The 26,694-nt window shown below is 71.8% G+C and carries 17 protein-coding genes; 12 read left to right on the top strand and 5 right to left on the bottom strand.

What is annotated here, in order from left to right:
- Positions 1–20 precede the first annotated feature (20 nt).
- Complete coding sequence (locus PO879_RS00945; protein ID WP_278236078.1) at positions 21–1,523, top strand: DUF5979 domain-containing protein; 1,503 nt, start codon at positions 21–23, stop codon at positions 1,521–1,523.
- A 240-nt stretch (positions 1,524–1,763) separates the two neighbouring features.
- Positions 1,764–3,254: a VaFE repeat-containing surface-anchored protein gene (locus tag PO879_RS00950; RefSeq protein ID WP_347568607.1), complete on the top strand. Its 1,491-nt coding sequence runs from the start codon at positions 1,764–1,766 to the stop codon at positions 3,252–3,254.
- A gap of 48 nt (positions 3,255–3,302) precedes the next feature.
- Here PO879_RS00950 and PO879_RS00955 read toward each other — a convergent pair whose 3' ends face one another.
- The gene (locus PO879_RS00955; protein ID WP_278236079.1) at positions 3,303–4,139 is read right to left on the bottom strand and encodes a Cof-type HAD-IIB family hydrolase; all 837 of its coding nucleotides are present in this window, start codon (positions 4,137–4,139) and stop codon (positions 3,303–3,305) included.
- Between the two features lie 120 nt (positions 4,140–4,259).
- Between PO879_RS00955 and PO879_RS00960 the strand changes: the two genes are divergently transcribed.
- Entirely contained in the window at positions 4,260–6,581 is a 2,322-nt protein-coding gene (locus PO879_RS00960; RefSeq protein ID WP_278236080.1) for a glycoside hydrolase family 3 C-terminal domain-containing protein, read from the top strand.
- Positions 6,582–6,639: 58 nt separating this feature from the next.
- Here the strand turns inward: PO879_RS00960 and PO879_RS00965 are convergent, their stop codons facing one another.
- Positions 6,640–7,647 (bottom strand): LacI family DNA-binding transcriptional regulator, encoded by a 1,008-nt coding sequence (locus PO879_RS00965; RefSeq protein ID WP_347568608.1) that lies wholly within the window; start codon positions 7,645–7,647, stop codon positions 6,640–6,642.
- 161 nt (positions 7,648–7,808) lie between these two features.
- Here PO879_RS00965 and PO879_RS00970 point away from each other — a divergent pair, with 161 nt between their 5' ends.
- The 9 genes from PO879_RS00970 to PO879_RS01010 all read left to right on the top strand — a co-directional run bounded on the left by PO879_RS00970 (position 7,809) and on the right by PO879_RS01010 (position 20,735).
- Positions 7,809–9,329 (top strand): sugar ABC transporter ATP-binding protein, encoded by a 1,521-nt coding sequence (locus PO879_RS00970; RefSeq protein ID WP_278236082.1) that lies wholly within the window; start codon positions 7,809–7,811, stop codon positions 9,327–9,329.
- Positions 9,326–10,354, top strand: coding sequence for an ABC transporter permease (locus PO879_RS00975; protein ID WP_278236083.1), 1,029 nt, complete (start codon positions 9,326–9,328; stop codon positions 10,352–10,354). The genes PO879_RS00970 and PO879_RS00975 overlap by 4 nt, the downstream gene beginning before the upstream one ends.
- On the top strand, positions 10,351–11,406 hold the full coding sequence (locus tag PO879_RS00980; protein ID WP_278236084.1) for an ABC transporter permease: 1,056 nt from the start codon (positions 10,351–10,353) through the stop codon (positions 11,404–11,406). The genes PO879_RS00975 and PO879_RS00980 overlap by 4 nt, the downstream gene beginning before the upstream one ends.
- Positions 11,407–11,456: 50 nt before the next feature.
- Entirely contained in the window at positions 11,457–12,512 is a 1,056-nt protein-coding gene (gene rhaS, locus PO879_RS00985) for a rhamnose ABC transporter substrate-binding protein (protein ID WP_278236085.1), read from the top strand.
- A 334-nt stretch (positions 12,513–12,846) separates the two neighbouring features.
- Positions 12,847–16,305 carry a family 78 glycoside hydrolase catalytic domain gene (locus PO879_RS00990; protein WP_278236086.1) on the top strand — a complete coding sequence of 1,153 codons (3,459 nt, stop codon included), beginning with the start codon at positions 12,847–12,849 and terminating at the stop codon, positions 16,303–16,305.
- Positions 16,306–16,555: 250 nt separating this feature from the next.
- Complete coding sequence (locus PO879_RS00995) at positions 16,556–17,890, top strand: ABC transporter substrate-binding protein (RefSeq protein ID WP_278236087.1); 1,335 nt, start codon at positions 16,556–16,558, stop codon at positions 17,888–17,890.
- Between the two features lie 73 nt (positions 17,891–17,963).
- Positions 17,964–18,896: a sugar ABC transporter permease gene (locus PO879_RS01000; RefSeq protein ID WP_347568609.1), complete on the top strand. Its 933-nt coding sequence runs from the start codon at positions 17,964–17,966 to the stop codon at positions 18,894–18,896.
- Entirely contained in the window at positions 18,893–19,723 is an 831-nt protein-coding gene (locus tag PO879_RS01005; protein WP_278236088.1) for a carbohydrate ABC transporter permease, read from the top strand. The genes PO879_RS01000 and PO879_RS01005 overlap by 4 nt, the downstream gene beginning before the upstream one ends.
- Before the next feature lie 10 nt (positions 19,724–19,733).
- Entirely contained in the window at positions 19,734–20,735 is a 1,002-nt protein-coding gene (locus PO879_RS01010) for an aldo/keto reductase family protein (protein WP_278236089.1), read from the top strand.
- An 81-nt stretch (positions 20,736–20,816) separates the two neighbouring features.
- Here PO879_RS01010 and PO879_RS01015 read toward each other — a convergent pair whose 3' ends face one another.
- Genes PO879_RS01015 through PO879_RS01025 form a run of 3 tightly spaced genes read right to left on the bottom strand, consistent with a single transcriptional unit; the run spans position 20,817 to position 26,685 of the window.
- Complete coding sequence (locus PO879_RS01015; protein WP_278236090.1) at positions 20,817–23,063, bottom strand: family 78 glycoside hydrolase catalytic domain; 2,247 nt, start codon at positions 23,061–23,063, stop codon at positions 20,817–20,819.
- A gap of 41 nt (positions 23,064–23,104) precedes the next feature.
- On the bottom strand, positions 23,105–24,253 hold the full coding sequence (locus PO879_RS01020; RefSeq protein ID WP_278236091.1) for a serine hydrolase domain-containing protein: 1,149 nt from the start codon (positions 24,251–24,253) through the stop codon (positions 23,105–23,107).
- Positions 24,250–26,685 carry a glycoside hydrolase family 3 C-terminal domain-containing protein gene (locus tag PO879_RS01025; protein ID WP_278236092.1) on the bottom strand — a complete coding sequence of 812 codons (2,436 nt, stop codon included), beginning with the start codon at positions 26,683–26,685 and terminating at the stop codon, positions 24,250–24,252. Before PO879_RS01025 ends, PO879_RS01020 begins: the two co-directional genes overlap by 4 nt.
- Positions 26,686–26,694: the final 9 nt, after the last annotated feature.

Below are 26,694 nucleotides of genomic sequence, written 5' to 3' on the forward strand. Positions count from 1 at the left end.
GGGCGACCTGGCAGGACGACGTGGCGACGGAGCGCGCGAGCGTCGCCGACTACTTCGACGACCTCGACGCCCAGGTCGCCCGGACGAACCAGTGCCTGGCCGACATGTTCCTCGACCCGGAGCTCGGCCACGAGGTCACGGTGACCGGCGACGGGAACCTGACGTCCGTCTCCGACTTCTCGACCACGATCCCCAACTGGATCGACTACGAGGACGTGGCCGGCACCGTCGTCAAGCTCGACGACGCCGGCGGGTACATCCCGTCGGCGCAGGCGCCGCTGGTCGTGCGCGTCTCGGACCCGACGACGACGGTCGGTCCGCTGAACTTCGAGGGCTGGAACGACCAGGACCTGTCGTCCTTCATCATGCTCGACATGTCCGAGGCCTCCGGTCCGGTGACCGTCGACGGTCTCGAGTACGGCGCCGTCTGGGCGCCCGGGGTGGACGTCGTCTACACGTCCTCGCGCACGACGAACGGCCAGTGGTTCATCGACGACTTCACCACCGGCGGTGAGAACGGTGGTGGCGGCGGCGAGCTGCACCACCACACGTTCCTCGGCGAGCTCCTGTGCGACGTCGACGACACCCCGGAGATCACCTCGCAGGCCGTGGTCGCGGACTCCGCGGACGGACTGCTGCCGGCCGACGGCGGCACGGTCGTGGACACGGTCTCCTACACCGGGCTGGAGCCGGAGACCGAGTACACCGTCACCGCGACCGTCATGGCCGCCGACGGCACCGACACCGGGATCACCGCGACGACGACGTTCACCCCCACGTCGTCCAGCGGCACCGTGGACGTCGCGATTCCGGTGACGCCGGAGCAGGCGGCGCTGTACGCCGGGCAGGACCTCGTCATCTTCCAGTCCGTCGCTCTGGACGGCACCGAGGTGGCCGGCCACGAGGACCTGCAGGACCCGGACCAGACGTTCGGGGTCGCCCCGATCCCGGCCACCGGTGGTTTCGACGTCGTCAAGGCGATCGACGGCAACGGGGCACCACTCGTCGACCCGACCACGACGTTCACCGTCACCTGGGAGGTCGTCGACGGCCCCTCCACCGGGCGGTCCGGCACGCTCGAGGTGCAGGCCGACGGCACCGTCGTCGCCGGACCGGACGACCTGCTCGAGGGCGACGTCGTGGAGTTCTCGGAGCTGACCGCCCCGGACGTCGAGAACGCCGACTTCTCCGACGTGACCATCGACCCGGAGTCGATCACCATCGACCCGGCGTCCCCGACGACGCCGGTCATCACGGTGACGAACACCTACGAGGCTGCCGACGTGCCCTTCTCGATCCACAAGGAGTTCGCCGAGGGCTCCGTGGTCGACGCCTCCGACTTCGAGGGTGAGTTCTTCACCGTGGAATGGGAGGTCACCGTCGGACCCGACGTCGACGAGAGCGGCACCGTCGAGCTCCCGGCCGACGGCGATCCCGTCGTCGTGGAGGGGCTGCGGCACGGCGACGCCGTCTCCTTCACGGAGGTCTCCCTGCCGGAGCCCCCCGAGGGTGTCGTCTGGTGAACGCCCGTCATCACGCCGGACCCGCTGGTTCTCGACGCGGGCGCCGCCGAGCCGGCGACCGTCACCGTCACCAACAGGGCGTCCTCCGAACGCACCTCCGCAGGGGACATCTCGATCGCCAAGTACCTGGCCGGTGAGGGCGCCGGTGTCGTCTACCCGGACTTCGACAACCCGGACTGCGCCCCTCAGGGCGACGGCGGCGACTGCGCGGACCCGCCCGAGTACCGGTTCCGCTGGACGGTGATCGAATCGGCTGACCCCGAGAGCACGGGGCGCACCGGGACCGTCGACGTCCCCGCGGACGGCAGCGCGATCGACATTCCCGGCGAGGACGTGGAACCCTTCGACATCGGGGACGTCGTGGAGATCGACGAGGTGGGGTGCGTCGCGAACTGCCCGGACGGCGGTGTGGACCTGACCGATGTGACCTACTCCCCGGCGCGGACCGTGATCGTCGACCAGCGGGTCGACATCACCGTCGACGTCACCAACACCTACGACATCGCCGACGCGACGTTCACCGCGCACAAGGAGATCGTGGGGTCGGGGGCCGACCTGGTGCCGGACGACGCGACGTTCGGCCTGCACTACGAGGTGGTCGACGGACCGTCCGCCGGCGTGGTCGGCACGCTCGACCTGCCGGCCGACGGCACCGTCGTGGACGGCCCGACGTTGACGGACGGCGACGTCCTGGAGCTCTCCGAGGCGTCGACCCCGACGGTCGACGGCATCACCTGGGGCGAGGTCACGATCGATCCGACCGAGCTGACGCTCGACTCCGAGGCGGAGACGGTCGACGTGACGGTGACGAACACCGCCGAGCCGGCCCCGACGCTGTCGTCCCAGGTCACCGTCCTCGACCAGACCGCCTCCGGGATGCTGGCCTACTCCGGCGGCACCGTCGTCGACACTCTCACGTACACCGGCCTCGAGCCGGGTGTCGAGTACACGGTCGCGGGACTGCTCGCGACCCCGGACGGCACCTCCACCGGGATCACGGCCGGGCCGGAGACGTTCGTGCCGGAGTCGTCCAGCGGCACGGTGGATGTCACGTTCGAGCTCACGCAGCAGCAGGCCGACACCTATGCCGACCAGGATCTCGTCGCCCTGCAGGCCGTCTGGGTCGACGGCGAGGTCGTCGTCGTGCACGCCGACCCGACCGACCAGGACCAGACCTTCACGGTCGCTGTGCCACCGACCCTGTCCTCGCAGGTGGCCGTCGTCGGCACCGATGGCAAGAGGGTCGGCCTGGAGGGCGCCACCGTGGTCGACACGATCAGCTACACGGGTCTGACCCCCGGGCTGGAGTACACGGTGGCCGGTGCCGTGGTGACCGACGGGCCGGCCTCCGTCGGCCCCGTCGGGGCGACGGCGTTCGTCCCGGACAGCCCGGACGGCACCGTGGACGTGACCTTCGAGGTCACGGCGGCGTACGCGGGGGAGTCGTTGGTGGCGTTCCAGGCCATCTTCCTCGACGGCGAGCTCGTGGTCGGGCACGCCGACCTGGCCGACGAGGCGCAGACGTTCGAGATCGTCGTCCCGCGGCCCGCGCCGTCCCCGGCGCCATCGCCGAGCCCGAGCACCCCGGCGCCGGTGCCGACCGCGCCCGACGGCGGCGGCGACCTCCCGGTCACCGGGCCCGGGGCGGTGGGCGCCCTCCTGGCGGTCGCGGTGCTCAGCCTGCTGGCCGGGCTGGGCCTGCTGCGGTGGCGCCGTCGGACCCTCGGCTGACCCGGTGGCCCGGCGTGCGGGTCCCCGGCGCCCGGCGCGGCCCGGGGCTCAGCGCTCGTCGAGCATCGCCGCGAGCACCTGGACGACGCCGTGGTCGGCGTTGCCCGGGGCGGTGTGCGCGGCGCGGGCCAGCACGTCCGGGTGGGCGCCGGCCATCGCGTACGACCAGTCGGCGGCGTCGAGCATCTCGAGGTCGTTGAGGTAGTCCCCGAACGCCACCGTCTGCGCCGGGGTGACCCCGAGCGCCGCCTGCAGCCGACGCAGCGCGACCCCCTTGTTGACGCCCGGGTTCATCACGTCGACCCAGTGCGGGCTCGACACGACCACCTGCAGCGTGCCGGCGAGGTGCTCCAGGGAGGGGTAGGTGCCGGTCGCGGAGTCGACGTCGTCGTACACCGCCACCTTGAGCACCTGGTCGTCGACCGCGAGGAGGTCGTCGACCACCGTGAGGTCGGTGTAGTAGGTGCGCACGTGGTCGACGAACCCCGGGTCGGCCCGCTCGACGTAGGCCGAGCGACGTCCGGCGACCACGGCGCCGCCGCGGACGGGATCGATGCCGCGCACGGCACGGACGATCGCGCCGACCGCCTCGGGGGCCAGGTCGTCGGTCGCGACGGCCGCCCCGCCGCGGGTCACGTAGGTGCCGTTCTCCGCGATGATCACCAGCTCCTCGTGCCCGGGGGTGCGCTCGGGCGGGAACGCGGCGGCGATGGTGGCGTGCTGTCGTCCCGAGGCCGGCACGAGGGTGATGCCCGCGTCGTGCATCCGGGCCAGCAGCGGCCACAGGCCGTCGGGCACCCGGCCGTCGGGGTCGAGCAGCGTGCCGTCCATGTCGGTGACGACGAGGCGCACGTCGGCCGGGCGGGGAACCGGGGGGAGAAGCATGGGACCAGGATCCCCGATCTCCGGCGCGACGGCGGCGACGACCGCCCCGTGGACGTTTACCGACCGCGTGGTAGATATTCGTGCTACCGTCGTCGACGGACACACTGCGAAGGGATACCCATGGCTGTCGACACCACCGCGACGACGCGTCTCGCCGTCGCCGACGTCCCCCGGCTCGTCGCCGAGCTGACCCTGGAGGAGAAGGCCTCCCTCTGCTCCGGGCAGGACTTCTGGAACACCCAGGCGGTCGAGCGCCTCGGGATCCCGGCCGTGATGGTCACGGACGGACCGCACGGGCTGCGCAAGCAGGCCGGCGCCGCCGACCACGTCGGGCTGAACGACTCGGTCCCCGCCACCTGCTTCCCGCCCGCCGCCGGGCTCGCCTCCACCTGGGACCGCTCCGTGGTCCGCCGCGTGGGCGAGGCGCTCGGCGTCGAGACCCGCGCGAACGACGTCGGCGTGCTGCTCGGGCCCGGCGTCAACATGAAGCGCAGCCCCCTGTGCGGCCGCAACTTCGAGTACTTCAGCGAGGACCCGCACCTCGCCGGCGAGCTCGCCGCCGACCTCGTGGACGGCATCCAGTCCCAGGGCGTCGGCACCTCGCTCAAGCACTTCGCGGCCAACAACCAGGAGACCGACCGCATGCGCGTCTCCGCCGAGGTCGACGAGCGCACCCTGCGCGAGATCTACCTGCCCGCGTTCGAGACCGTCGTCACCCGCTCCCAGCCCTGGACGGTGATGTGCGCCTACAACAAGATCAACGGCGTCTACGCCTCCCAGGACCCCTGGCTGCTCACCGAGGTCCTGCGTGACGAGTGGGGCTTCGAGGGTCTCGTCGTCTCCGACTGGGGCGCGGTCGACGACCGCGTCGAGGGCGTCGCCGCCGGTCTCGACCTCGAGATGCCGTCCTCCGCCGGGATCAACGACGCCCGCGTCGTCGCCGCCGTGCGCGCCGGCGAGCTCGACGAGGCCGTCGTGGACCAGGCCGCCACCCGGGTCCTGACGATGGTCGCCCGTGCGCTGGAGGCCGCAGCCGACCCGGGCACGTTCGACGCCGCCACCCACCACGCCCTCGCGCACGAGGTCGCCACCCGCACGGCCGTGCTGCTCAAGAACGACGGCGACGTGCTGCCGCTCGACCCGTCCGCGGCCGCCGACCTCGTCGTCGTCGGCGAGATGGCGCGTACCCCGCGCTACCAGGGCGCCGGGTCCTCGCAGGTCAACCCCACCCGCCTGGTCAGCGCCCTCGACGCGTTCGCCGAGCGCGGCCTCGACGTGCCGTTCCACCCCGGCTACGTGCTGGCCGAGGCCGCCGGGAAGCCGGGGCAGGACCGCACCGACGCCGAGCTCCGGGCCGAGGCCGTCGCGGCCGCGGACGGGCGCACCGCCGTCGTCTTCGCCGGGCTGCCGGCGGTCGACGAGTCCGAGGGCTACGACCGCGAGCACATGGACCTCCCGGCCGCGCACCTCGCCCTGGTCCGCGAGGTCGCCGCCGTCGCCGCGCGCACGGTCGTCGTGCTCTCCAACGGCTCGGCCGTGACGGTCTCCGGCTGGGAGGACGCCGCCGACGCGATCCTGGAGACGTGGCTCGGCGGTCAGGCCTCCGGGTCGGCGACGGTCGCGCTGCTGCTCGGCGAGGCCTCGCCGTCCGGCCGCCTGGCCGAGTCGATCCCCGTCGCGCTCACCGACGTGCCCGCCCAGCTCAACTTCCCGGGCGAGAACGGTGCCGTCCGGTACGGCGAGGGGCTGTTCATCGGCTACCGCGGGCTCGACGCCACCGGGGCCGACGTCTCCTACCCGTTCGGCCACGGCCTGACCTACACCTCGTTCGGGTACGCCGACCTGACCGTCGACGCCGACGCGGTGACCCCGGCGACGGCCCCGGACGACGTCGTCGGGCGCGTCGCGTTCACCGTCACCAACACCGGGTCCCGCGAGGGTGTCGCCGTGCCGCAGCTCTACGTGGGCCGGCCCGGCTCCGCCGTCGCGCGGGCCCCGCGCGAGCTGCGGGGCTTCCGGACCGTCGCGCTGCAGCCGGGCGAGACGAAGCGGGTCGAGCTGGCGCTGACCCGCCGCGACCTGTCCCACTGGGACACCGCCACCCACGGCTGGGTCGTCGAGCCCGGCGCGGTCGAGGTCGCCGTCGGCGCCTCGTCCCGCGACCTGCCGCTGACCGCCGCGGTCGACCTCGTCGCGCCGACGGCGGAGGTGCCGCTGCGCGCCGACTCCACCATCGACGAGTGGCGTCGTCGGCCGGAGGCGTGGGCGGCCCTGTCGGCGGCCATGGGCGACGCCGCGCAGATGTTCGACACCGAGTCCGACCCCGCCATGGCGGCCATGCTCTCCGCGATCCCCGCGGTCAAGGTCACCACGATGGGCTTCGCCGAGGGGCTCACCCCCGAGAAGTTCTCGGAGCTGCTCGCGCAGCACGGCCAGGACTGACCCGGAACCGGGAGCGCGCCGGCCGGACCGTCAGGGTCCGGCCGGCGCGCGCGGTGCGTCACGCGCTCGCGACGGTGGAGCGTCGCACGACCAGCTCCGGCTGGTAGACGGTCTGGCGCGGGATCGTGTCGGGGTCCTCCGACTCCTCGAGGAGGATCCGCAGCGCCGTGGCGCCGATCGTCGTGCTGGGCTGCCGCATCGAGGACAGCGGTACGGCGGCGGCCGCGGCGAACGAGATGTCGTCGAACCCCATGATCGCGACGTCCTCGGGGACCCGGAGACGGCCGTCGCCCACGATGGCCTGCAGCAGCCCGAGCGCCACCAGGTCGTTCGCCGCGAAGACGGCGTCGGGCCGGTCGGCGGGCTCCCTCGCGAGGAGACGCTCGCCGGCTGCCACGCCGGCAGCGACGCTCGTGGTCTCGGTCGCGACGACCTCCACCGACACGGGCAGGCCGGACTCGTCCGCCGCGACCCGCGCCCCGGCGAGCCGGTCGGTCACCTGACGCAGGGTCAGCGGCCCGCCGACGAAGGCGATCCGACGCCGGCCGGTCGCCAGCAGGTGCTCGACGGCCATGCGCCCGCCGGCCACGTTGTCCACCGAGACCGACGAGACCGGCTCCTCCCCGCTGAACCGGTCGACCAGGACCGACCGGATACCGCGTTCCCGCAGCTGGTGGAGGCGTCGGCTCACGTCGCCGACCGGAGCGATGAGCAGCCCGCGGACGCGGTGCTCCTCGAACAGGTCGAGGTACATGCGCTCGCGGGCGGGGTCCTCGGCCGAGCTGCCGTAGAGGAGGGCGATGCCGCGGTCGGCCGCCTCGTCGGCCGCACCGCGTCCGACGTCCTGGAAGAACGGCACCTGGCTGTCGACGACGATCAGCCCGATGCTGGCCGTGACGCCGGACCGGAGGTTCCGCGCGGCCTCGTTGCGCACGTAGCCGAGCTCGCCGATGGAGGCGCGCACGCGTGCCAGCGCGTCCGGGGAGACGCTGTCCGGTCGGTTCAGCGCGTTGGACACCGTCCCGACGGACACGCCGGCGTGCCGCGCGACGTCCCGGACACTCACTTGGCCCACGTTGTCTCCTCCTCAGACATCAAGCAGATCACGATCGAGCGTCGGCCTTGACCACCGTCGGTCGGGTCCGTAGATTAAACCTGAACGACCTTGAAACGTTTCATCGTTCGTTCAGTGACCTCAGGATAGTCCGCCTCGACGAGGAGGTATCGGTGCAGTCGGACACCACGTCGGCGACGCCAGCGTTGGAGCTGTCGCGCGTCGTCAAGTCGTTCGGTGCCGTGGTGGCGCTGCGATCCGGGAGCCTCCGGCTCCACGACGGGTCGATCCATGCGCTCATCGGCGAGAACGGGGCCGGGAAGTCGACCCTGGTCAAGATCATCGCGGGGCTCTACCGCCGTGACGGCGGTGAGTTCCGGCTGCGCGGCGAGGAGGTCGACTTCCACAGCACCGCCCAGTCGAAGGCCAACGGCATCGCCGTCATCTACCAGGAGCCCACCCTCTTCCCGGACCTGTCCGTGGTGGAGAACATCTTCATGGGGCGCCAGCCCACCGGTCGGCTCGGCCGGATCGACCGGGCGGCCATGCGCGCCGAGGCGACCGAGATCTTCGAGCGCCTGGGCGTGTCGATCGATCCCGACCGTCCCACCGACGGGCTCTCGATCGCGGACCAGCAGATCATCGAGATCGCCAAGGCGATCTCCCTGGACGCGAGCGTCCTGGTGATGGACGAGCCGACGGCCGCGCTGAGCGGCGTCGAGGTCGACCGGCTGTTCTCGGTCGCCCGCAGCTTGCGTGACGAGGGCCGTGCGCTGGTCTTCATCTCCCACCGCTTCGACGAGGTCTTCGACCTGTGCGACACCGTCACGGTGATGCGCGACGGCGCCCACGTGGACACGATGCCGATCGCGGAGACGACCGTCGACGACATGGTGCGCATGATGGTCGGTCGCGACGTGACCGAGATGTTCCCCAAGCTCCCCGCCGAGATCGGCGAGGAGGTGCTCGCCGTCGACGGGCTCACCCAGCCCGGCGTGTTCCACGACGTCTCCTTCACCGTGCACGCCGGCGAGATCGTCGGCCTGGCCGGCCTCGTCGGCGCCGGTCGCAGCGAGGTCGCCCGTGCCGTGTTCGGCGTCGACCCCTACCGCGAGGGCACCGTGCACGTCGGCGGCGCACCCCTGCCCAAGGGGCGTCCGCGGGCCGCGATGGCCCGCGGCCTCGCCCTCGTGCCCGAGGACCGCCGGCGCCAGGGGCTGGTGCTCGACCTCCCGGTGACCCGCAACATCACCCTCGCGGTCCGCGACCGGCTCGCCCGTTTCGGGCTCATCTGGGGGAGCCGCGAGAACGAGTCCGCCCGCGTCTGGGCCAGCCGCCTCGAGGTCAAGACGGCGGCGCTCGACACCGAGTCCGGCACCCTCAGCGGCGGCAACCAGCAGAAGGTCGTCCTCGGCAAGTGGCTCGCCACCGACCCGAAGGTCCTCATCGTCGACGAGCCCACCCGCGGCATCGACGTCGGGACCAAGGCCGAGGTCCACCGGCTGCTGTCGCAGCTCGCCCAGCAGGGCATCGCCATCCTGATGATCTCCTCCGAGCTGCCCGAGGTGCTCGGCATGGCCGACCGGGTCCTCGTCATGCGCGAGGGCCGGCTGACCGGCGAGTTCAAGCGGGAGCAGGCGACCCCCGAGGCCGTGATGCTCGCCGCCACCGCAGACGAGGAGCCCGCCCGATGACCACCACGGCCACCACTCCGACGCATCCCGTCCTGGCGGGCCTCGGTCGCCTGATCCGCGCCCGCGAGACCGGGATCGCGATCGCCATCGTCGCCGTCGTCACGCTCGCGACGGTGCTCAACCCGAGCTTCCTGTTCTCGAACGACGGCTTCCGGGACCTCCTGCTGACGCCGTCGCTGCTCATGGTCGTCGCGATCGGGCAGGCGATCGTCATCATCACGCGGAACGTCGACCTGTCGGTCGGCTCCGTCGTGGGCCTCACGGCGTACCTGACCGGCACGCTGTTCGTGCAGGTGCCCGGGCTCCCGATCGTCGTCGTCTTCGTCGCGGGCATCGCGCTCGGCGCCGTGCTCGGCCTGATCAACGGTGCCCTCGTCGCCTTCGCCAAGGTGCCCGCCCTGGTGATCACGCTCGGCACGATGTACATCTACCGCGGCATCAACGTCGCGTGGACCGGCTCCGACCGGATCAACGCCTCCGACATGCCGGCGTCCTTCCGGGGCCTCGGCACCGACACGGTGCTCGGGCTGCCCGTCCTCACCCTGCTCGCCCTGGTGGTCCTCGTGTACGCCGCCTGGCACCTGCGCAACCTGCGCAGCGGCCGTGAGCTCTACGCGATCGGGTCCGACCCGGCCGCCGCCCAGCTCTACGGGCTGCGCGTGACCCGTCGCGTCCTGGCGGCCTTCGTGGTCAGCGGCTCGGCGGCCGGACTGGCGGGCGTCCTCTACGCCGCCCGGTACGGCACCGTCAGCTCGAACGCCGGGTTCGGCTGGGAGCTCGAGGCCATCGGCGCGGCCGTCATCGGCGGCGTGGCGATCTTCGGCGGTGTCGGCACCGTCTGGGGAGCGGCGCTCGGCGCGTTCCTGCTCCTGACCATCAACCGTGCCCTGCCGATCATCGGCGTGGACGACTTCTGGCAGCGCGCCGTCGTGGGCGTGCTCATCATCGGCGCCATCGTGCTCGACCGCATCGCCGCGCAGCGCCAGCACCGACGACTCGTCGCACAGAGGGAGGAGACCCGATGACCGCCACCACGGAGGCAGCGGCGCCCCGCACGTACGCCGCCCACGCCCAGCCGCTCTGGCGCCGCGTCCTCGTGACGCGGGAGGCGTCCATCATCGGTCTCCTGCTCGCGGTGATCGCCGTCGCGATGGCGACGGTCCCGAACTTCGACAGCCCGCTGACGGTGACCTACCTGCTGCGCGAGACCGCGCCGATCCTGCTCATCGCGCTGCCGATGACCCTGATCATCATCACCGCCGAGATCGACCTCTCGGTGGCCAGCGTGCTGGGGCTGGCCAGCGTCGTCACCGGGCTCGGGGTCCAGGCCGGCTGGCCGCTCCCCGTGGCCATGGTGGTCGCCGTCCTGGTCGGTGCGATGGCCGGGGCGATCAACGGTGCCCTGGTGACCGTCGTCGGGCTCCCGTCCCTCGCGGTGACCATCGGGACGCTCGCGCTGTTCCGCGGCATCGCCGTGGGGCTCCTGGGGACGACCGCCATCAGCGACTTCCCTGAGACGTGGACCGACCTGGCCCGCACCAACATCCCCGGGACGCCCGTCCCGGTCGTCATCATCGCGTTCGCCGTGCTGGCGCTCGGGTTCGCGGTGCTGCTGCACTTCACCCCGTTCGGCCGGTCGCTCTACGCGATCGGGCTCAACAAGGAGGCCGCGGCCTTCTCCGGCATCGACGTCGGACGGTCGAAGTTCTGGCTCTTCGTGATGAGCGGGACGGTGGCCGGTTTCGCCGGCGTCTACTTCACCCTGCTGTACAACAACGCCCGCGGTGACAACGCCATCGGCATGGAGCTGCAGATCATCGCCGCCGTCCTGCTCGGCGGGGTGTCCATCTTCGGCGGCCGCGGCGCCCTGCACGGCGTCATCGCCGGTGTCCTGCTCATCGGGACGCTCGGCAGCGCACTGCGCCTGGCCGGCGTGACCAGCGACATCATCAACGTCCTGACCGGCCTGCTGCTCGTGCTGTCGGTCGTCTCCGCCAGTGCCCTGAGCTGGGTCCACCAGCGACGGGTCGCCGCCCTGGGCCGACGGCGCGGCCGATCGCCCGGGACCTCGTCCTGACCCCGACCCGACACTGACCGCAATCCCCGTACCTGACGAAAGGAACGACGATGTTCTCCTTCCAGCACCGTGCACGCCGCGGTCTCGCGCTGACGGCCTTCGCCGCCGGCACCGCGCTCGCCCTGTCCGCCTGCTCCGGCGGTGACGACGCCGGGTCCGACGGCGGGGACGCCGGCGGCGGCGGCAGCGAGGAGGCCGCCTCGATCACCTTCCTGCCGAAGAGCCTGGGCAACCCGTACTTCGACACGTCGAACGCCGGGGGCGCCGACGCCGTCGAGGAGCTCGGCGGCACCTTCGAGGAGGTCGGTCCCTCCGAGGCGAGCCCGACCTCGCAGGTCAGCTTCATCGAGACCGCCGCCCAGCAGGGAGTCGACGCGCTCGTGGTGTCGGCGAACGACCCGGAGGCGATCTGCGACGCCCTGAACGAGGCGCGGGACGTCGGCGTCGCCGTCGTCACCTTCGACTCCGACACCAACCCGGAGTGCCGCGACCTGTTCGTCAACCAGGCCACGGCCGAGGGCATCGCCCAGGCCCAGGTGGACCTCATCACCGAGCAGATCGACGACTCGGGCCAGATCGCGATCCTGTCGGCCTCGGCGAACGCGACGAACCAGAACGCGTGGATCGAGCTCATGGAGGCCGAGCTCGACGCCAACCACCCGGACGTCGAGCTGGTCGAGGTCGCCTACGGCGACGACGACGACCAGACCTCGTTCGACAAGACGGCCGCGCTGCTGCAGACGTACCCGGAGCTCGAGGGCATCGTCTCGCCGACCACGGTCGGCATCGCGGCGGCCGCGCGCTACCTGTCCACGTCGGAGTACCAGGGCGAGGTCGCGCTGACCGGCCTGGGCACGCCGAACCAGATGCGCGAGTACGTCGAGGACGGCACCGTCGAGGCCTTCGCGCTCTGGAACCCCGCGGACCTCGGCTACCTGTCGGCCTACGCCGCCAACGCCCTGGCGACCGGTGAGATCTCGGGCGAGGCCGGCGACACGTTCGAGGCGGGCGAGCTCGGGTCCTACGAGGTCGACGAGGAGGGCACCGTGCTGCTCGGCGACCCGTTCGTGTTCGACGCGGACAACATCGGAGACTTCGACTTCTGAGAAGTCGAATGGAAGCCGGTGCCCGGGAGATCACCTGGCAGTGAACCGGGCACCGGCTTCGTCAGCACGGCCGTCAGCACGGCCGTCAGCACGGCCGTCCCGGCCCCCGCTCCACGGAAGGAGGGGTACTTCGATCTTAGGACGCTCGACGACGACGTCGGAAGCGTCCACCCCCGACGGGCTGCGGCCCGTCGCCCCGGCTGATCATCGCCGCTCAACGACGAGTCATGATCTCGAGGAATCGGAGTGTGTTCACCATGATGTCCAGGACCGCGACCGCGACGGACCGTGCCTGCCACGGTGCCCTCGTCGCCCCCACGGGGGTGGCCCTGCCATGAACCGCATCGCACGAACCACCATCGTCACCGCCGCCGCCGCGGCGCTCACCCTGCCCCTCGCCACGGTGCCGGCGTCCGCCGGTCCGGGCGACCACCCCGTGTCCGTCTCCGGGCTGAGCGTCGACGGACGCGACGACACCCCGCTCGACGTCGACAGCGACCGTCCGCTGCTCGGCTGGACGATGTCGAGCGAGGACACCCCCGGGAACCCCTGCTACGACGCGTCGGCCGCGGGCACCTGCGCGATCGACGAGCAGACGGCCTACGAGATCGAGGCCGCGTCCTCGGTCGCCGACCTGGAGGCCGGCGACCTGCTCTGGGACTCGGGCAAGATCTCCTCCGACCGGCAGGCCAACATCGCCTACGGCGGGGACGACCCGCTGGAGTCCCGCGACAGCGTGGCGTGGCGGGTGCGCGTCTGGGACGCGCTCGGTCACCCCTCGGAGTGGAGCGAGCCGGCCACCTTCAAGATCGGGCTGCTCCAGCAGAGCGACTGGGGCGACGCCCGCTGGATCGAGCAGGCGGACCGCGACCCGGCGGACCCGCTGCCGATCTTCGCGCGTCAGTTCGACCTCGACGAGGACAAGGACGTCGCCTCGGCCCACCTCTACGTGTCGGGCGCGGGGCTGCACCACGCCACCGTCAACGGCGAGAAGGTCACCGAGGAGCACCTGGCCCCCGGCAACACCAACTACCAGCTCTCGACCGAGTACCGCACCTACGACGTCTCGTCCGTGCTCGAGCCGGGGGAGAACGCCGTCGGCGTCGAGCTCGGCAACGGCACGGCGTACGTGCGGCGCTCGATCCACAACGAGGAGGTCGGTCGCACCTCCCCGTACGCCTGGTGGCAGAGCCAGATCAAGGGCAGCGGCGAGCTCGTCGCACCGGTGGAGGCCGGGGCGACGACCGTGCTCCTGACCAGCACCGAGGACTACCACGTCGGCGGCACGATCAACATCGACACCGGCGACGGCGGTGACCGCCTCGAGTCGCGCGTCATCACCGACATCGGCACCGCGGGCGAGGACGGGACCGGTATCTCGTTCGAGCCGGGCCTGGACGCGGCGCACGCCGTCGGCGCGCACGTGACGGCGTCGGGCAACAACATCGCCGAGACCGACCCCAGCGCGGGCGCCGCGGTGACCCCGCGGATGATCGCGCGTCTCGAGGTGTCCTACGCCGACGGGTCGAGCGACGTCGTCGTGTCGGACCGTGACTGGCGGGCCGCCTCCGGTGCGCTCGTCACCGACGCCTGGTACTCCGGCGAGGACTACGACGCCCGCCGCGAGCAGGTCGGCTGGAACACGCCGGGCGCCGACCTCACGGACGGGGCCGAGCGTCGCGACGGGTCGGCCATGAACTGGGCCGCGGCCGGGATCGCCCCGCCGCCGAACCTCGCCACCGAGCTGGTCGCGCGCCAGGCGGAGGGCATCTACGAGGCCGAGCGGTTCACCCCGCAGAACATCACGAACCCCGCCGAGGGCGTGTGGGTCTTCGACTTCGGCCAGAACTTCGCCGGGTTCGCCCAGCTGGACCTGCCGGAGCTGCCCGAGGGCACCGTCGTCAAGGTCAAGCCGGCGGAGAGCCTCGCCGAGGACGGCACGGTCGACCAGGGCTCGCTCGGGCCCGGGTTCCGCGGCAACGACCTGTTCAACTCCTACATCACCGCCGGTCTCGAGGGCGGCGAGTCGCGCACGCCGATGTTCAACTACTTCGGCATGCAGTGGGTCCAGATCGAGGGTCTGCCCGCGGACTACACCCCGACGGCCGACATCGTCACGGGCCTGCGCCTGCAGGCGGCGACGCCGGAGGTCGGGACGTTCGACTCGTCGAACGACCGGATCAACCGCATCAACAAGATGGCCCGCTACTCCATGGCGTCGCAGATCTTCTCGACGTTCACGGACTGCCCGGGTCGTGAGAAGCAGTCCTACCCGGCGGACTACACCATGCCGATGGACGGCTTCTCGCGGATGTTCGAGTTCGACGCCTACCTGCGCACGACGCAGCGCCACCTGGTGGAGGGGCAGTCGATCGCGGACTCGTACATGTTCGGCAACGTCGCGCTGAAGACGCCGGTCCACGACTGGGGCTACACCCGGCGCTTCGGCGACGAGATCAACTGGGGCAACGGCATCATCCTGGTGCCGGCGTTCCTGTACGAGTACTACGGCGACACCCGGGTCATGACCGAGACCTACGACCGGATGGTCTACTTCGTCGAGTACATCCAGCGCGAGAAGGCGGAGGGCCACATCGTCGACGGCGCTCTCGCCGACTGGGTCTCGGCCGAGCAGACCTCCGGGCGCATCACCGGCACCTGGGGCTACTACGTCATGATGACCAAGATGGCCATGATGGCGGAGCTGACCGGCCACGACGAGGACGCCGCCGAGTTCGCCCAGACGGCAGAGGACATCAAGGCCGCGTTCAACGACGCGTTCCTCAACACCGACCTCGGGTACTACACCGAGGACGGCACCGGCGCCGACGGGGCCACCCAGGCCGCGCAGGCGCTGCCGCTCGACGCGGGCATCGTGCCCGACGAGTACCGCGAGTCGGTGCTCGAGCGGCTCGTGGAGGACGTCCAGGAGTTCGGTCCCGACGACGGCCCGCACTTCAGCGCGGGGACGATCGGGCTGGCCGCCGTCGTGCGGCAGCTGACCGACAACGGTCACGGCGAGGTCCTGTTCGACGCGCTGCAGACGGACACCGAGCCCGGCTACGGCTACTTCATGGAGTCGACGACGGCGAACCCGGACGGGTTCACCACGATCGGCGAGCGGTGGACGCGTGGCAGCTCGAAGAACCACATGATCCTCGCCCAGATCGTGGAGTGGTTCCAGACGGGTCTGGTCGGCATCGACCGCGCGGACGGCTCGGTCGGGTACGACGAGCTCGTCTTCAAGCCGCAGCCCGCCGGCGACCTGACCTGGGTCGAGGGCAGCTTCGACACCCCGCGCGGGGTGGCGAGCAGCCGGTGGGACAAGACCGACGAGCACTTCACCCTCACGATCGAGGTGCCGGCGAACACGACGGCCGAGGTCTGGGTGCCGACCGGTGGCGACCAGGCGGTGCTCACCCCCTCGCGGGCGACCTTCGAGCGCGTCGAGGGCGAGTTCGCGGTGTACTCCGTGGGCGCCGGCGAGTTCACCTTCGTCGCCGCGGAGGAGGGCTACGACGACATCGCCGCGGCGGTGGAGTCCTTCGCCGGTGACGGGGCCCTGTCGGAGCAGCTCGCCGACAATCTGAGCAAGTTCATCGACCGGGCCCGCGAGGCCTCGGCCGAGGGCAAGGCCCAGACCGCGGACAGCGCGCTGCGTGCGTTCCGCAACCAGATCGAGAACGCGAACTCGAAGCGCGCCTCCGACGAGGCGGTGGCGGAGCTCGCGGAGATGGCCGCGGATCTGCAGGCCCTGCTGCGCCAGGAGGGAGGCATCCCGGTCGACCGGTGACGGGGTGACCTCGGCGGCGACGCCGCCGAGGTGACCCGATCGGCCACGCCACGGGGCGGGTGCGCACGCGGGAACGCGTGCGCACCCGCCCCTGCTCGTCGGCCCCTCGCCGCCGACGATTCCCCTGCAGACCGTGATGCGACTGTGATTGACGCGCTTCGTCGGAGCGCCGTACGATCGACGAAAGCCCATCGGTGAATAGTTTTCGCAGAGGCGGACGCACCAGATGGATTCCTACGAGGAGGTAGGCATGTCTGCGCACACACATCGAGCAGGTCCGGTCGCACTGGCCGGGCTGGCGGCCACGGGTCTCGTGCTGGCCGGCTGCGCCGGAGACGGGGACTCGAGCGACGCCGAGGCGTCGGCCGAGGGCCCGGTGACGCTGGAGTGGTTCCAGGGATCGGGCGTCGAGACCAACATCGCGACCGCCGAGGCGCTCGCTGACACGTTCAACGCATCGCAGTCGGACATCGTCGTCGAGGTCGACGCGTCGGGGCCCAGCGACTCCGCCGAGCTGGACAACCTCATGAAGACCCGCCTGGCGACCGGCGAGATGCCCGACATGTTCTGGTACAACAGCGGGTCCTTGCTGCAGGCGCTGAACCCCGACCAGACGATGCTCGACATCTCCGACGAGGGCTTCGTCGGCGACCTGGACGACTCGTGGGTCTCGGCCGTGTCGACGGACGAGGGCATCTTCGGCGTCCCGGTCCAGACGGCCGGCGGCGGCGGGATGTTCTACAGCATCCCGATCTACGAGGAGCTGGGGCTGGAGGTGCCGACCACCTGGGACGAGTTCCTGGAGAACTCCGACGCCATCCGGGACGCCGGCTACACGGCCGTCCAGCAGACGCACGGCGACGCCTGGACCGCCCAGATCATCGTCCTCGCCGACTACTACAACGTGTGGGCGAACGACAACGACTGGGCGTCGAAGTACACCGCCAACGAGGTGAACTTCGCCGACGACCCGGTCGCGGTCAAGGGCTTCACGAAGCTCCAGGACGTCTACGAGCGCGACTACCTGAACGAGGACTACGCGTCGGCCCTTCTGAACGACGGGCTCGAGGCCGTCGCGACCGGCGAGGCCGGGCACTACCCGATGCTCGGGTTCGCGCAGGCGACGATCGCCACCAACTGGCCCGACCAGGCCGAGGACGTCGGCTTCTTCGGCGTCCCGGGCGAGGCCGACACGGAGCCCGGCACGACGATCTGGATGCCGCCCGCGCTCTACGCGCCGGCCGACACCGAGCACCCGGACGCCGTCAAGGAGTTCATGGCCTTCGTCGCCAGCCCGGCGGGTTGCGACGCGGTCACCGAGGCGCTCGGCGCGACCGGTCAGTACCTGGTCGACGGGTGCACCGTGCCGGACGAGGCCCCGCGGATCGTGGCGGACTTCGGTCCGTACTTCGAGTCCGGCAACGTCGCGCCCGCGCTGGAGTTCCTCTCGCCCGTCAAGGGTCCGAACCTCATGCAGATCTCCGTCGAGGTGGGCTCGGGAGTCCGTGACGGCCAGAGCGGCGCCGAGCTGTACGACGCGGACGCCGCCAAGCAGGCGCAGCAGCTCGGCCTTCCGGGCTGGTAAGCCGACGCCTGTCCACCGCGGGGCCGCCGGCACGCCGGCGGCCCCGCCCCGCCTCACCCCAAGGGCTCACATCATGGCGACACTCGCCCCTCCTGACGCGTCGGACACCGCGGCACGGACGCCCGGACGGCGCTCGTCCTCGCGCAAGTACGCGCACCGCATGTACCCGCACTGGTTCCTCCTGCCCGGAGCCGCGGTCTTCGTCGTGCTGTTCATCGTGCCGACGTTCGCGTCGTTCTACTACGCGTTCACCCGCTGGACGCTGTTCGACGTCGAGTTCATCGGCTTCGACAACTTCGTCACGTTCTTCAGCGACCCGCAGCTGAGCAAGGGCTTCACGAACACCCTGATCTTCGGCGCCCTGACCTCCGGCCTGAAGATCGTGCTCGGGCTGCTCCTCGGCGTCCTGCTCACCTCCAACATCTGGGCACGCGGGTACCTCCGGGCCGTGGTCTTCTTCCCCGTGCTCGTGAGCGTCGTCGGCGTGGGGATCACCTTCCAGGCGCTGATGGACCCGTACGACGGCGTCATCAACGAGTTCCTGGCGATCTTCGGCATCGACGGTCCGGGATGGCTGACGAACCCGGACCTCGCCCTCTACTCGATCATCCTGGTCGACGTGTGGCGCGGGGTCGGGCTGGCAGCGCTCATCTACATGGCAGGACTCGTCGCGATCCCCCAGGAGTACTACGAGGCGGCGCGGGTGGACGGTGCCACGGGATGGCACCGGTTCTGGAACGTCACCGTGCCGCTCGTCCGCCCGGCGACCACCACGGTCATCATCCTGTCCCTCATCGGCGGGCTCCGGGAGTTCCAGCTGATCTGGGTCATGACCGGTGGCGGACCCGGGTTCGCCAGCGACGTGCTCGCGTCGGTCATCTACAAGCAGTACGCCTACGGCTTCTTCGGCCTGTCCACCGCGGGCAACGTCGTCCTCTTCGTGGTCGTGAGCACTGTCATCCTGCCGCTGTTCTGGTGGCTCAACCGAAAGCAGACAGAACTGTGAGCCGCACCGTCTCGCGCCACGTCTACGGCGCCGTCGCCGTGCTGTTGTCGGCGGCCATCTTCCTCGTCCCGTTCGCGTTCATCGTCCTGCAGTCGCTCAAGACGGGTCCGGACTCGGCGGGCCTGGAGTTCTCCTGGCCGGTCGACATCGTCTTCTGGGAGAACGTCGTCGCCGTCTTCCAGGCACGCGACTACATGCTCATCACGGCGTTCATCAACAGCACGATCCTGACGGTGCTGTCGGTGTCGATCATGGTGGTGCTGGCGGCGATGATCGGCTGGGTGCTCGCCCGGCGGCCGTCGCGCTGGAACGGGGTGATCACGTTCTTCGTGCTGGCGGGGCTGATCGTGCCGCCGGCCATCGTCCCCACCGCCCGGCTCATGCAGACCCTCGGCATCTTCAACACGATCGGCGGACTCGTCCTCATCGAGGTCGCCTTCGGCATGTCGTTCTGCGTCCTGCTCTTCCGGGCGTTCGTCTCGAACGTCCCGCGGGAGCTCGACGAGGCGGCGACGATCGACGGCGCCGGACCGATCCGGCTGTTCTTCAAGATCGGCTTCCCGCTGATGAAGAGCGTGATCGTCACGGCCATCGTGGTGCAGTCGGTGACGGTGTTCAACGACTTCGCGAACCCGTTGTACTTCGCCCCGGGCGAGGAGAACGCCACCGTCCAGCTGACGCTGTTCAACTTCCAGAGCCAGTTCCAGACGACCTGGAACCTGCTGTTCACCGACATCCTGCTCATCACCATCCCGCCGTTGGTGATGTACATCTTCTTCAACCGTCAGATCGTGGCCGGGATGACCTCCGGCGCCGTCAAGGGGTGACCTCGTCCGCATGAAACATCGATACCTCGGCAGCTCCGGACTGAAGATCTCGGAGATCACGCTCGGCAACTGGCTGACGCACGCGTCCCAGGTCGAGGACGACGCGGCGGCCGCGTGCGTGCACGCGGCGCTCGACGCCGGCATCACCACCTTCGACACCGCCGACATGTACGCCGACACCGAGGCCGAGCGGGTTCTCGGCGACGCCCTGCGAGGGCAGCGCCGGGAGTCGCTCGAGATCTTCACCAAGGCCTACTACCCCGTAGGTCCCCAGGGTCCGAACGACGGGGGGCTGTCCCGCAAGCACCTGATGGAGTCCATCGACGGGTCGTTGCGGCGCCTCGGCACCGACTACGTCGACCTCTACCAGGCGCACCGCTGGGACAACGCGACGCCCCTGGAGGAGACGATGGTGGCCTTCGCCGACATCGTCCGGTCGGGCAAGGCGCTCTACATCGGCGTGAGCGAGTGGACCGCCGACCAGCTGCGCGCCGGGGCCGCGCTCGCCCGCGAGCTGCGGATCCCGTTCGTCTCGAACCAGCCGCAGTACTCGGCCCTCTGGCGCATCATCGAGGCGGAGGTCGTCCCCGCCTCGCGCGAGCTCGGCATCTCGCAGATCGTCTGGTCGCCCGTGGCCCAGGGCATCCTCACCGGCAAGTACCGGCCCGGTCACCGGCCGCCGTCGGGCAGCCGCGCCACCGACGGCAACGGCGGTGCCCAGATGATCACCCGCTTCCTGCGGGACGAGGTCCTGGAGCGTGTCGAGAAGCTGCGGCCCGTCGCCGACGAGCTCTCGCTCACCATGGCGCAGCTCGCCGTGGCCTGGGTGCTCCAGAACGACAACGTCTCCGCGGCGCTCATCGGGGCCTCGCGTCCCGAGCAGGTCGCCGAGAACGTCGCGGCGTCCGGCGTCGTCATCCCCGCCGAGCTCATGGCGCGGATCGACGAGGCGCTCGGCGACGTCGTCGAGCGCGACCCGGCGAAGACCGCCGCGGAGTCCCCCGTGCGCTGAGGGCCCCGGAGCGCGACCGCGCCCGTCGTCCCCGGCCGGGGACGACGGGCGCGGTCGTGCGTGCTCAGGCCGCGGTCGTGCTCAGGCCGCGGTCAGGTGGTGGGTGCCGCCCACGACCTCCTCGACGCGGCCGTCCGGCAGGACGATCTCGGCGGGGAGCCCGTCGGGCAGCGCGACATCGAGGGTGAAGCCGTCGTCGTCGCGCCGCCACGCGACCGAGACCCGACCGTGCCGGGTCTCGTACGCGGTCTCGGCCCAGTCGATCCCCGGGCCGGGCACGGGCTCGACCCGGACGCGGTCGTAGCCGGGGGCGGCGGGACGGAGGCCGCCGACGACCTGGTAGATCCAGTCGGCCACGGCACCGAGCGCGTAGTGGTTGAAGCTCGTCATCTCGCCCGGGTTGATCGACCCGTCGGGCAGCATCGAGTCCCAGCGTTCCCACACCGTGGTCGCGCCCATCGTGACCGGGTACAGCCACGACGGGCACGACTTCTCCAGCAGGAGGGCGTACGCGTCGTCGACGTGCCCGGTCTCCGACAGGGCCCACGTGATGAAGGGCGTGCCCGCGAACCCCGTCGTCACCGTGTATCCCGCCGCCCGCACCAGCTCGGCAAGGCGGTCGCCCGCGACGGCCCGGTCGGCGTCGTCGAGGACGTCGAACGCGATCGCGAGGGCGTACACGGTGGTGCAGTCCGACCGCACGACGCCGTTCTCGACGTAGTGCTCGTTGAACGCCGCGCGCGTGCGGGCCGCCAGCCGCGCCCACCGCTCGGCGTCGGCCGTCTCGCCGGCGACGGCGGCCGCCTCGGCGGCGAACCGCGCCGTCCGGACGAGGCACGCCGTGGCCACGACCGACGGGTCGGCCTTGCCGGCGCCCGGGTCCTCCGGCGGGGCGTCGGGGTCCAGCCAGTCGCCGAGCTGGTTGCCCAGGTCCCACAGGTCCGTGGGCGAGATGTAGGGCTCGACGGACTCGAGGTGCATCTTCATGGCCGGGTAGTGCTCGGCCAGGCGTCCGGCGTCGCCGTAGGCCGTCCACAGCGCCTGGGGGACCCAGACGGCCGCGTCGCCCCAGATCGCCGTGGCGGCCCACGGGGGCAGGCTGAAGTCCTCGGGCCAGCGCTCGTACTTGAGCACGTCGGGCACGACGAGCGGCACGCCGCGATCGGCCGAGTGCTCGGTCTCGACGCGCAGGTCGGCGAGCCAGTCGTGCAGGAAGTCGGCCGAGTCGAACTGGAAGGCCGCGGACGCCGCGTAGGCGGCGATGTCGCCGGTCCAGCCCAGCCGTTCGTCGCGCTGCGGGCAGTCGGTCGGGACGGAGAGGAAGTTGCCCTTCTGGCCCCACACCGAGTTGTGGACGAGCTGGTTCACGTCGGGGTCGGAGCAGGCGAAGGTCCCGGTGCGGGCCATCTCGGAGTGCACGACGACCGCCTCGAGGCTGTCGGTGGTCAGCTCGCCGGGCCATCCGGTCACCAGGGCGTAGCGGAACCCGTGGAAGGTGAGCGTCGGCTCGAACGTGTCCACGCCGCCCGAGAGGACGAACAGGTCGCGGGCGGCGGCGCCCCGCAGCGGTCGGGTGCCGAGCTCGCCGTGCTCCAGCACCTCGGCGTGGCGGATCTCGATCTCGGTGCCGGCGGGACCCTGCACCGTGCACCGGAGCCAGCCGACGAGGTTCTGGCCGAAGTCCACGAGCGTGCCTCCGCCCGGTGCCGGCCAGATCTCGACCGGACGGAGCGTCTCCTGGCGCCGCACGGGCGGGCCCACCGGGGCGACGAGGGTCGAGCGGTCGACGTCCACCTCGTGCACCGTCAGCGGCGACGGGCGCCCGCGCAGGCGCGCGTCGATCGTCTGGCCGTCGTAGAGGGAGTTGCGCGGGACCTCCGTCGTCTCGGCCGACCAGCCGTCCCCGGTCGCGACACGCTGCGTGGAGCCGTCCCGGTAGGTGAGGTCCAGGACCGCCGCGACGGCGATCTCCTCGCCGTAGTTCGCCCGCGCGTCGGCGAAGCCGAGGTCGCCCCGGTACCAGCCGTTGCCCAGCAGGAGGTCGATGCGCAGCGGTCCGTCGCCGTCGGCGACCAGCGCGCGCACGTCGTGCTCCTGGTACGCCAGCCGCCACTCGTACGAGGTCCAGCCCGGGTCCAGCACCGAGTCCGACACGGGCGAGCCGTCGACGCGGGCCTCGTAGACGCCGTGGGCGGTGGCGCGCAGCACCGCGCCGGTGATCTCGGTGCGGGGCCGGTCGAGCTCGCGCTCGACCCAGAAGCGGGCCGCCGCCTCGCGGTCGGCGTCCGAGCCGAGGAAGCGCGCGCCGTCGAGGGGATCGGTCGTCATTGTTCTCTCCCTGGTGGTGGAGCGGTCGTGGGCAGGAACGGTCAGCCGGCGGCTCGCGCCACGGCGACGGCGAGCCGCGCGAGCTCCACCGCGCGGTGGTCGGCGCCGCCGGGATGCTGCATGGGGGAGGGGACGTAGCCGAAGGCGACTCCCGTGCGGGGATCGGCGAACGCGAGCGCGCCGCCGGCGCCGTCGTGGCCGAACGCGCCGAGGCCGGCGAACGGCTGCCGCGGCTGCGGCAGCATGAACATCATGCCGAAGCAGTTCGGGACGCCGAGCACGCGGTCGGTGCCCCACGCGTGCTGCTGCGCCATCTCGGCGAAGACCTCGGGGGCGGCGACGTGCACCCCGCCGCCCGGGAGCGCGGCCGCGTAGACCTGCGCGAGGCCTCTCGCCGAGCCGACGCCGCCGATCGCCGCGAAGCCGGCCCGGCGCACCGCGGGGTTGTTCGTGCTGGCGCCCTCCTGCGAGCGGTCGTCCGGCACGGAGAAGTTCGAGAACACCGCCTCGGCGATCGCGTCGGCCGGCGGTCGGGCGGCGACCTTGGCCGCCTGCTCCGCGGTGAGCTCCGGGTCCTGGACCGGGACGTAGCGGCCGTCCAGTGCCTCGGGCAGGCCGAGGTGGAAGTCCGCGTCGAGCGGACCGCGGACCGACGTCTCGTACACCGTCTGCAGGGTGCGCCCCGTGACCCGCCGCACGAGCTCCTCGACGAGGATGCCGATGGTCAGCGCGTGATAGCCGAACGCCGACCCGGGACGCCACAGCGGCCGCTGCGCGGCGAGGACCGCGGCGGCGGCCCGGGAGTCGACGACGTCCGCCACGCCCAGCGGTCGCTCCACGAGCGGGAGTCCCGCCTGGTGCGAGAGCAGCTGCCGGACGGTGACCTGGTCCTTGCCCGCCGCGCCGAACTCGGGCCAGTAGTCCGCGACGACCCGGTCGGGGTCGAGCAGGCCGCGGTCGAGGAGGTGGGCGACGACGAGCGCGGCGACACCCTTGGTGGCCGAGTAGACCCCCGTGACCGCGTCGACGGTCAGGTGCGGACCGCCGGCGAGGTCGAGGACGGGCTCGCCGCGGACCCGCACGCTCAGCTGGGCGCTGAGGGTCGGGTCCGCCGCGACCAGGGCGGCGAAGCGGTCGGCGACGGACCGGAAGGCCGGGTCGCACCCGCCCTGGAGCACGTCGTGGCTCATCGTGCCGTCTCGACGGACAGGTCGACCTCGGCCGGCAGGTCCTCGACCGAGAACCCGGCACGCACCACGTAGGTGCCGGGCTCGGTGCGCCATCCGTCGTCCCAGTGCTGGAAGGCCCGGGCGGCGACCGGGACGTCGACCACGACGGTCTCGCCCGGAGCCGCCGTGGCCGTGGCGAAGCCGCCCAGCCAGCGCACGGGCCGGTCCACCTCGGACGGCGTCGCGCGCTCGAGGTACACCTGCGCCACGGTCTTGCCGGCGCGGTCGCCCTGGTTGGTGAGCCCGACGCGCAGCACGGCGTCGTCGCCGGCCGTCAGCGTGGCGGGTGCGTCGACGTGGTCGAGCCTCCAGGACGTGTAACCCAGCCCGTGACCGAACGGGTACGCCGGCGCGACGCCGGCCCGCAGCCAGGCACGGCTGCCCACGTGCACGCCCTCGGCGTACTCGAGGACACCGTCCACGGGGCGGGTGTCCGACACCGGCACCTCGTCCTCGACGTCCGGCCACGTCACCGGCAGGCGGCCGCCCGGCTCGGCGTCGCCGCCGAGGACCTCCGCCAGGGCGTCGCCGAACGCCTGGCCCGGGAACCAGCTGACCAGGACCGCGGCCACGTCGTCGCGCCAGGGCAGCAGCACGGGCGCGCCGGAGTTCACCACGACGACGGTCCGCGGGTTCGCGGCGGCCACGGCCCGCACGAGGTCGTCCTGCCGTCCGGGGAGGGACAGCGAGGCGCGGTCGAACCCCTCGGACTCGACCTCGCCGGAGGTCGAGACGACGACGACGACCTCGGCGGCGGCCGCGGCGTCCGCCGCCTCGGCGATCAGGGCGTCCGCGTCACGTGTGGTGGGCGGCACGCCGACCCCCAGCGTGAGGGCGTCGGGGATGCCTTCGGCGAAGGGTCGGAACGTGACGGTCACCAGCGTGTGCGGGGCCGGTGTGGGGATCTCGACCGACTCGCTCGGGGGGTGCAGGACCGTCGCCGCCGGGTCGTCGTCGGGCCGGAGGTGCTGCTCGCCGGTGGCGACCTCGACGCCGTCCACCGTCACGGTGTAGCCGGCGACGCCCACGATCCCGAGCCGCGTCACGGCGTCGTCCGTGCGCCAGCGGAAGCTCATCTCCACCCGGTCGGCCTGGACCACCGGCGAGTCCCACGCGAAGCCGACCACGCGGGACGCCCGGCGGTCCTCCTCCAGCGTCACCGTGCCGTCGGCGTCGAGGTACCGCACCGTCATGCCCGGGTCCCCGTCGGGGGTCGTGACGTCCTCGTCCGGCAGGTCCGCGACGCCGCGCTGCACGACGGCGCCCAGCGACCAGGTGACGTCGGCGTCCGGCCAGCGCCGCGCGAGGCCGTCGACCGGTGTGCTGACCGACGGCGGGATCACCGTCGCGCTCCCGCCGCCCTGGGTGCGGGCGACGCGCGCGCCCTCGCCGACGAGCGCGATCGAGCGGGGTGACGCCAGGGGCAGGAGCCCGTCGTTGTGCAGCAGGACGGTCCCGGCGACCGAGGCGGCGTGCGCCGTCGCGTGGGCGTCGTCGGCCGCCGGCCGCGTCGGGGCGGGCAGGCTCTCGAGCGCGCCCACCCGGGCGGCGAGGGCCAGCAGCCGGTCGACCTTCCGGTCCACGGCCTCGACCGGGATGCGCCCGTCGTCGACGGCGCGGACCAGCTCCGCACCCCACGGCCCGTCGGGGCCCGGCATGACGAGGTCCTGGGGGTGCCGTGCGCTCTCGAGCGTCCGCACCGCCGTCCAGTCGCTGACCACGACGCCGTCGAACCCCCACTCGTCGTTCAGCGGGGTCGTCAGCAGGTCGTTCTCCGACGCGGTGCGGCCGTTGACCGAGTTGTAGGCGCTCATGACGAGCAGGCAGCCACCGTCCACGACGGGACCCTCGAACGCCGCGAGGTAGACCTCGCGCAGCGTGCGGTCCGCGACGCGGACGTCGACCGTGAACCGCTCCGTCTCGGAGTCGTTGGCCACGTAGTGCTTGACCGTCGCGCCGACGCCGAACGCCTGGATGCCGCGCACGTAGCAGGTCGCCAGCTCGCTGGTCAGCAGCGGGTCCTCGCTGAAGGCCTCGAAGTGGCGGCCGCCGTACGGGGTGCGCTGGATGTTGATCGTCGGTGCGAGCACGACGTCGGCGCCCTTGCGCACCGCCTCCCCGCCGAGCCCGCGGCCGACGCGCTCGACCATGTCCCGGTCCCACGAGGCCGCGACCGCGGTGGGCGACGGGAAGTTGACCGACGGCGAGCGCTCGTCCCACAGCTGCCCGCGGACGCCTGCGGGGCCGTCGGAGAGCACCATGGAGCGCAGTCCGACGGAGGGCAGCGGGGCTGTGGACCAGGAGTCCTGCCCTGTCAGCAGCCGCACCTTCTCGTCCAACGACAACGACTCGCGCAGCGTGCGCAGGTGTGTCCTGGTCTCGTCGTCCATCATCGTCCCCGC

Source organism: Isoptericola sp. AK164, assembly GCF_029643425.1.
Lineage (GTDB): Bacteria > Actinomycetota > Actinomycetes > Actinomycetales > Cellulomonadaceae > Isoptericola > Isoptericola haloaureus.

What these genes read in the sequence shown, in the direction of transcription:
- PO879_RS00955 (WP_278236079.1), bottom strand. Translation starts at nt 4,139, where the DNA reads ATGCTTCTCCCCCCGGTTCCCCGCCCGGCCGACGTGCGCCTCGTCGTC.
- PO879_RS00960 (WP_278236080.1), top strand. Translation starts at nt 4,260, where the DNA reads ATGGCTGTCGACACCACCGCGACGACGCGTCTCGCCGTCGCCGACGTC.
- PO879_RS00975 (WP_278236083.1), top strand. Translation starts at nt 9,326, where the DNA reads ATGACCACCACGGCCACCACTCCGACGCATCCCGTCCTGGCGGGCCTC.
- PO879_RS00980 (WP_278236084.1), top strand. Translation starts at nt 10,351, where the DNA reads ATGACCGCCACCACGGAGGCAGCGGCGCCCCGCACGTACGCCGCCCAC.
- rhaS (WP_278236085.1), top strand. Translation starts at nt 11,457, where the DNA reads ATGTTCTCCTTCCAGCACCGTGCACGCCGCGGTCTCGCGCTGACGGCC.
- PO879_RS00990 (WP_278236086.1), top strand. Translation starts at nt 12,847, where the DNA reads ATGAACCGCATCGCACGAACCACCATCGTCACCGCCGCCGCCGCGGCG.
- PO879_RS00995 (WP_278236087.1), top strand. Translation starts at nt 16,556, where the DNA reads ATGTCTGCGCACACACATCGAGCAGGTCCGGTCGCACTGGCCGGGCTG.
- PO879_RS01000 (WP_347568609.1), top strand. Translation starts at nt 17,964, where the DNA reads ATGGCGACACTCGCCCCTCCTGACGCGTCGGACACCGCGGCACGGACG.
- PO879_RS01010 (WP_278236089.1), top strand. Translation starts at nt 19,734, where the DNA reads ATGAAACATCGATACCTCGGCAGCTCCGGACTGAAGATCTCGGAGATC.
- PO879_RS01015 (WP_278236090.1), bottom strand. Translation starts at nt 23,063, where the DNA reads ATGACGACCGATCCCCTCGACGGCGCGCGCTTCCTCGGCTCGGACGCC.
- PO879_RS01020 (WP_278236091.1), bottom strand. Translation starts at nt 24,253, where the DNA reads ATGAGCCACGACGTGCTCCAGGGCGGGTGCGACCCGGCCTTCCGGTCC.
- PO879_RS01025 (WP_278236092.1), bottom strand. Translation starts at nt 26,685, where the DNA reads ATGATGGACGACGAGACCAGGACACACCTGCGCACGCTGCGCGAGTCG.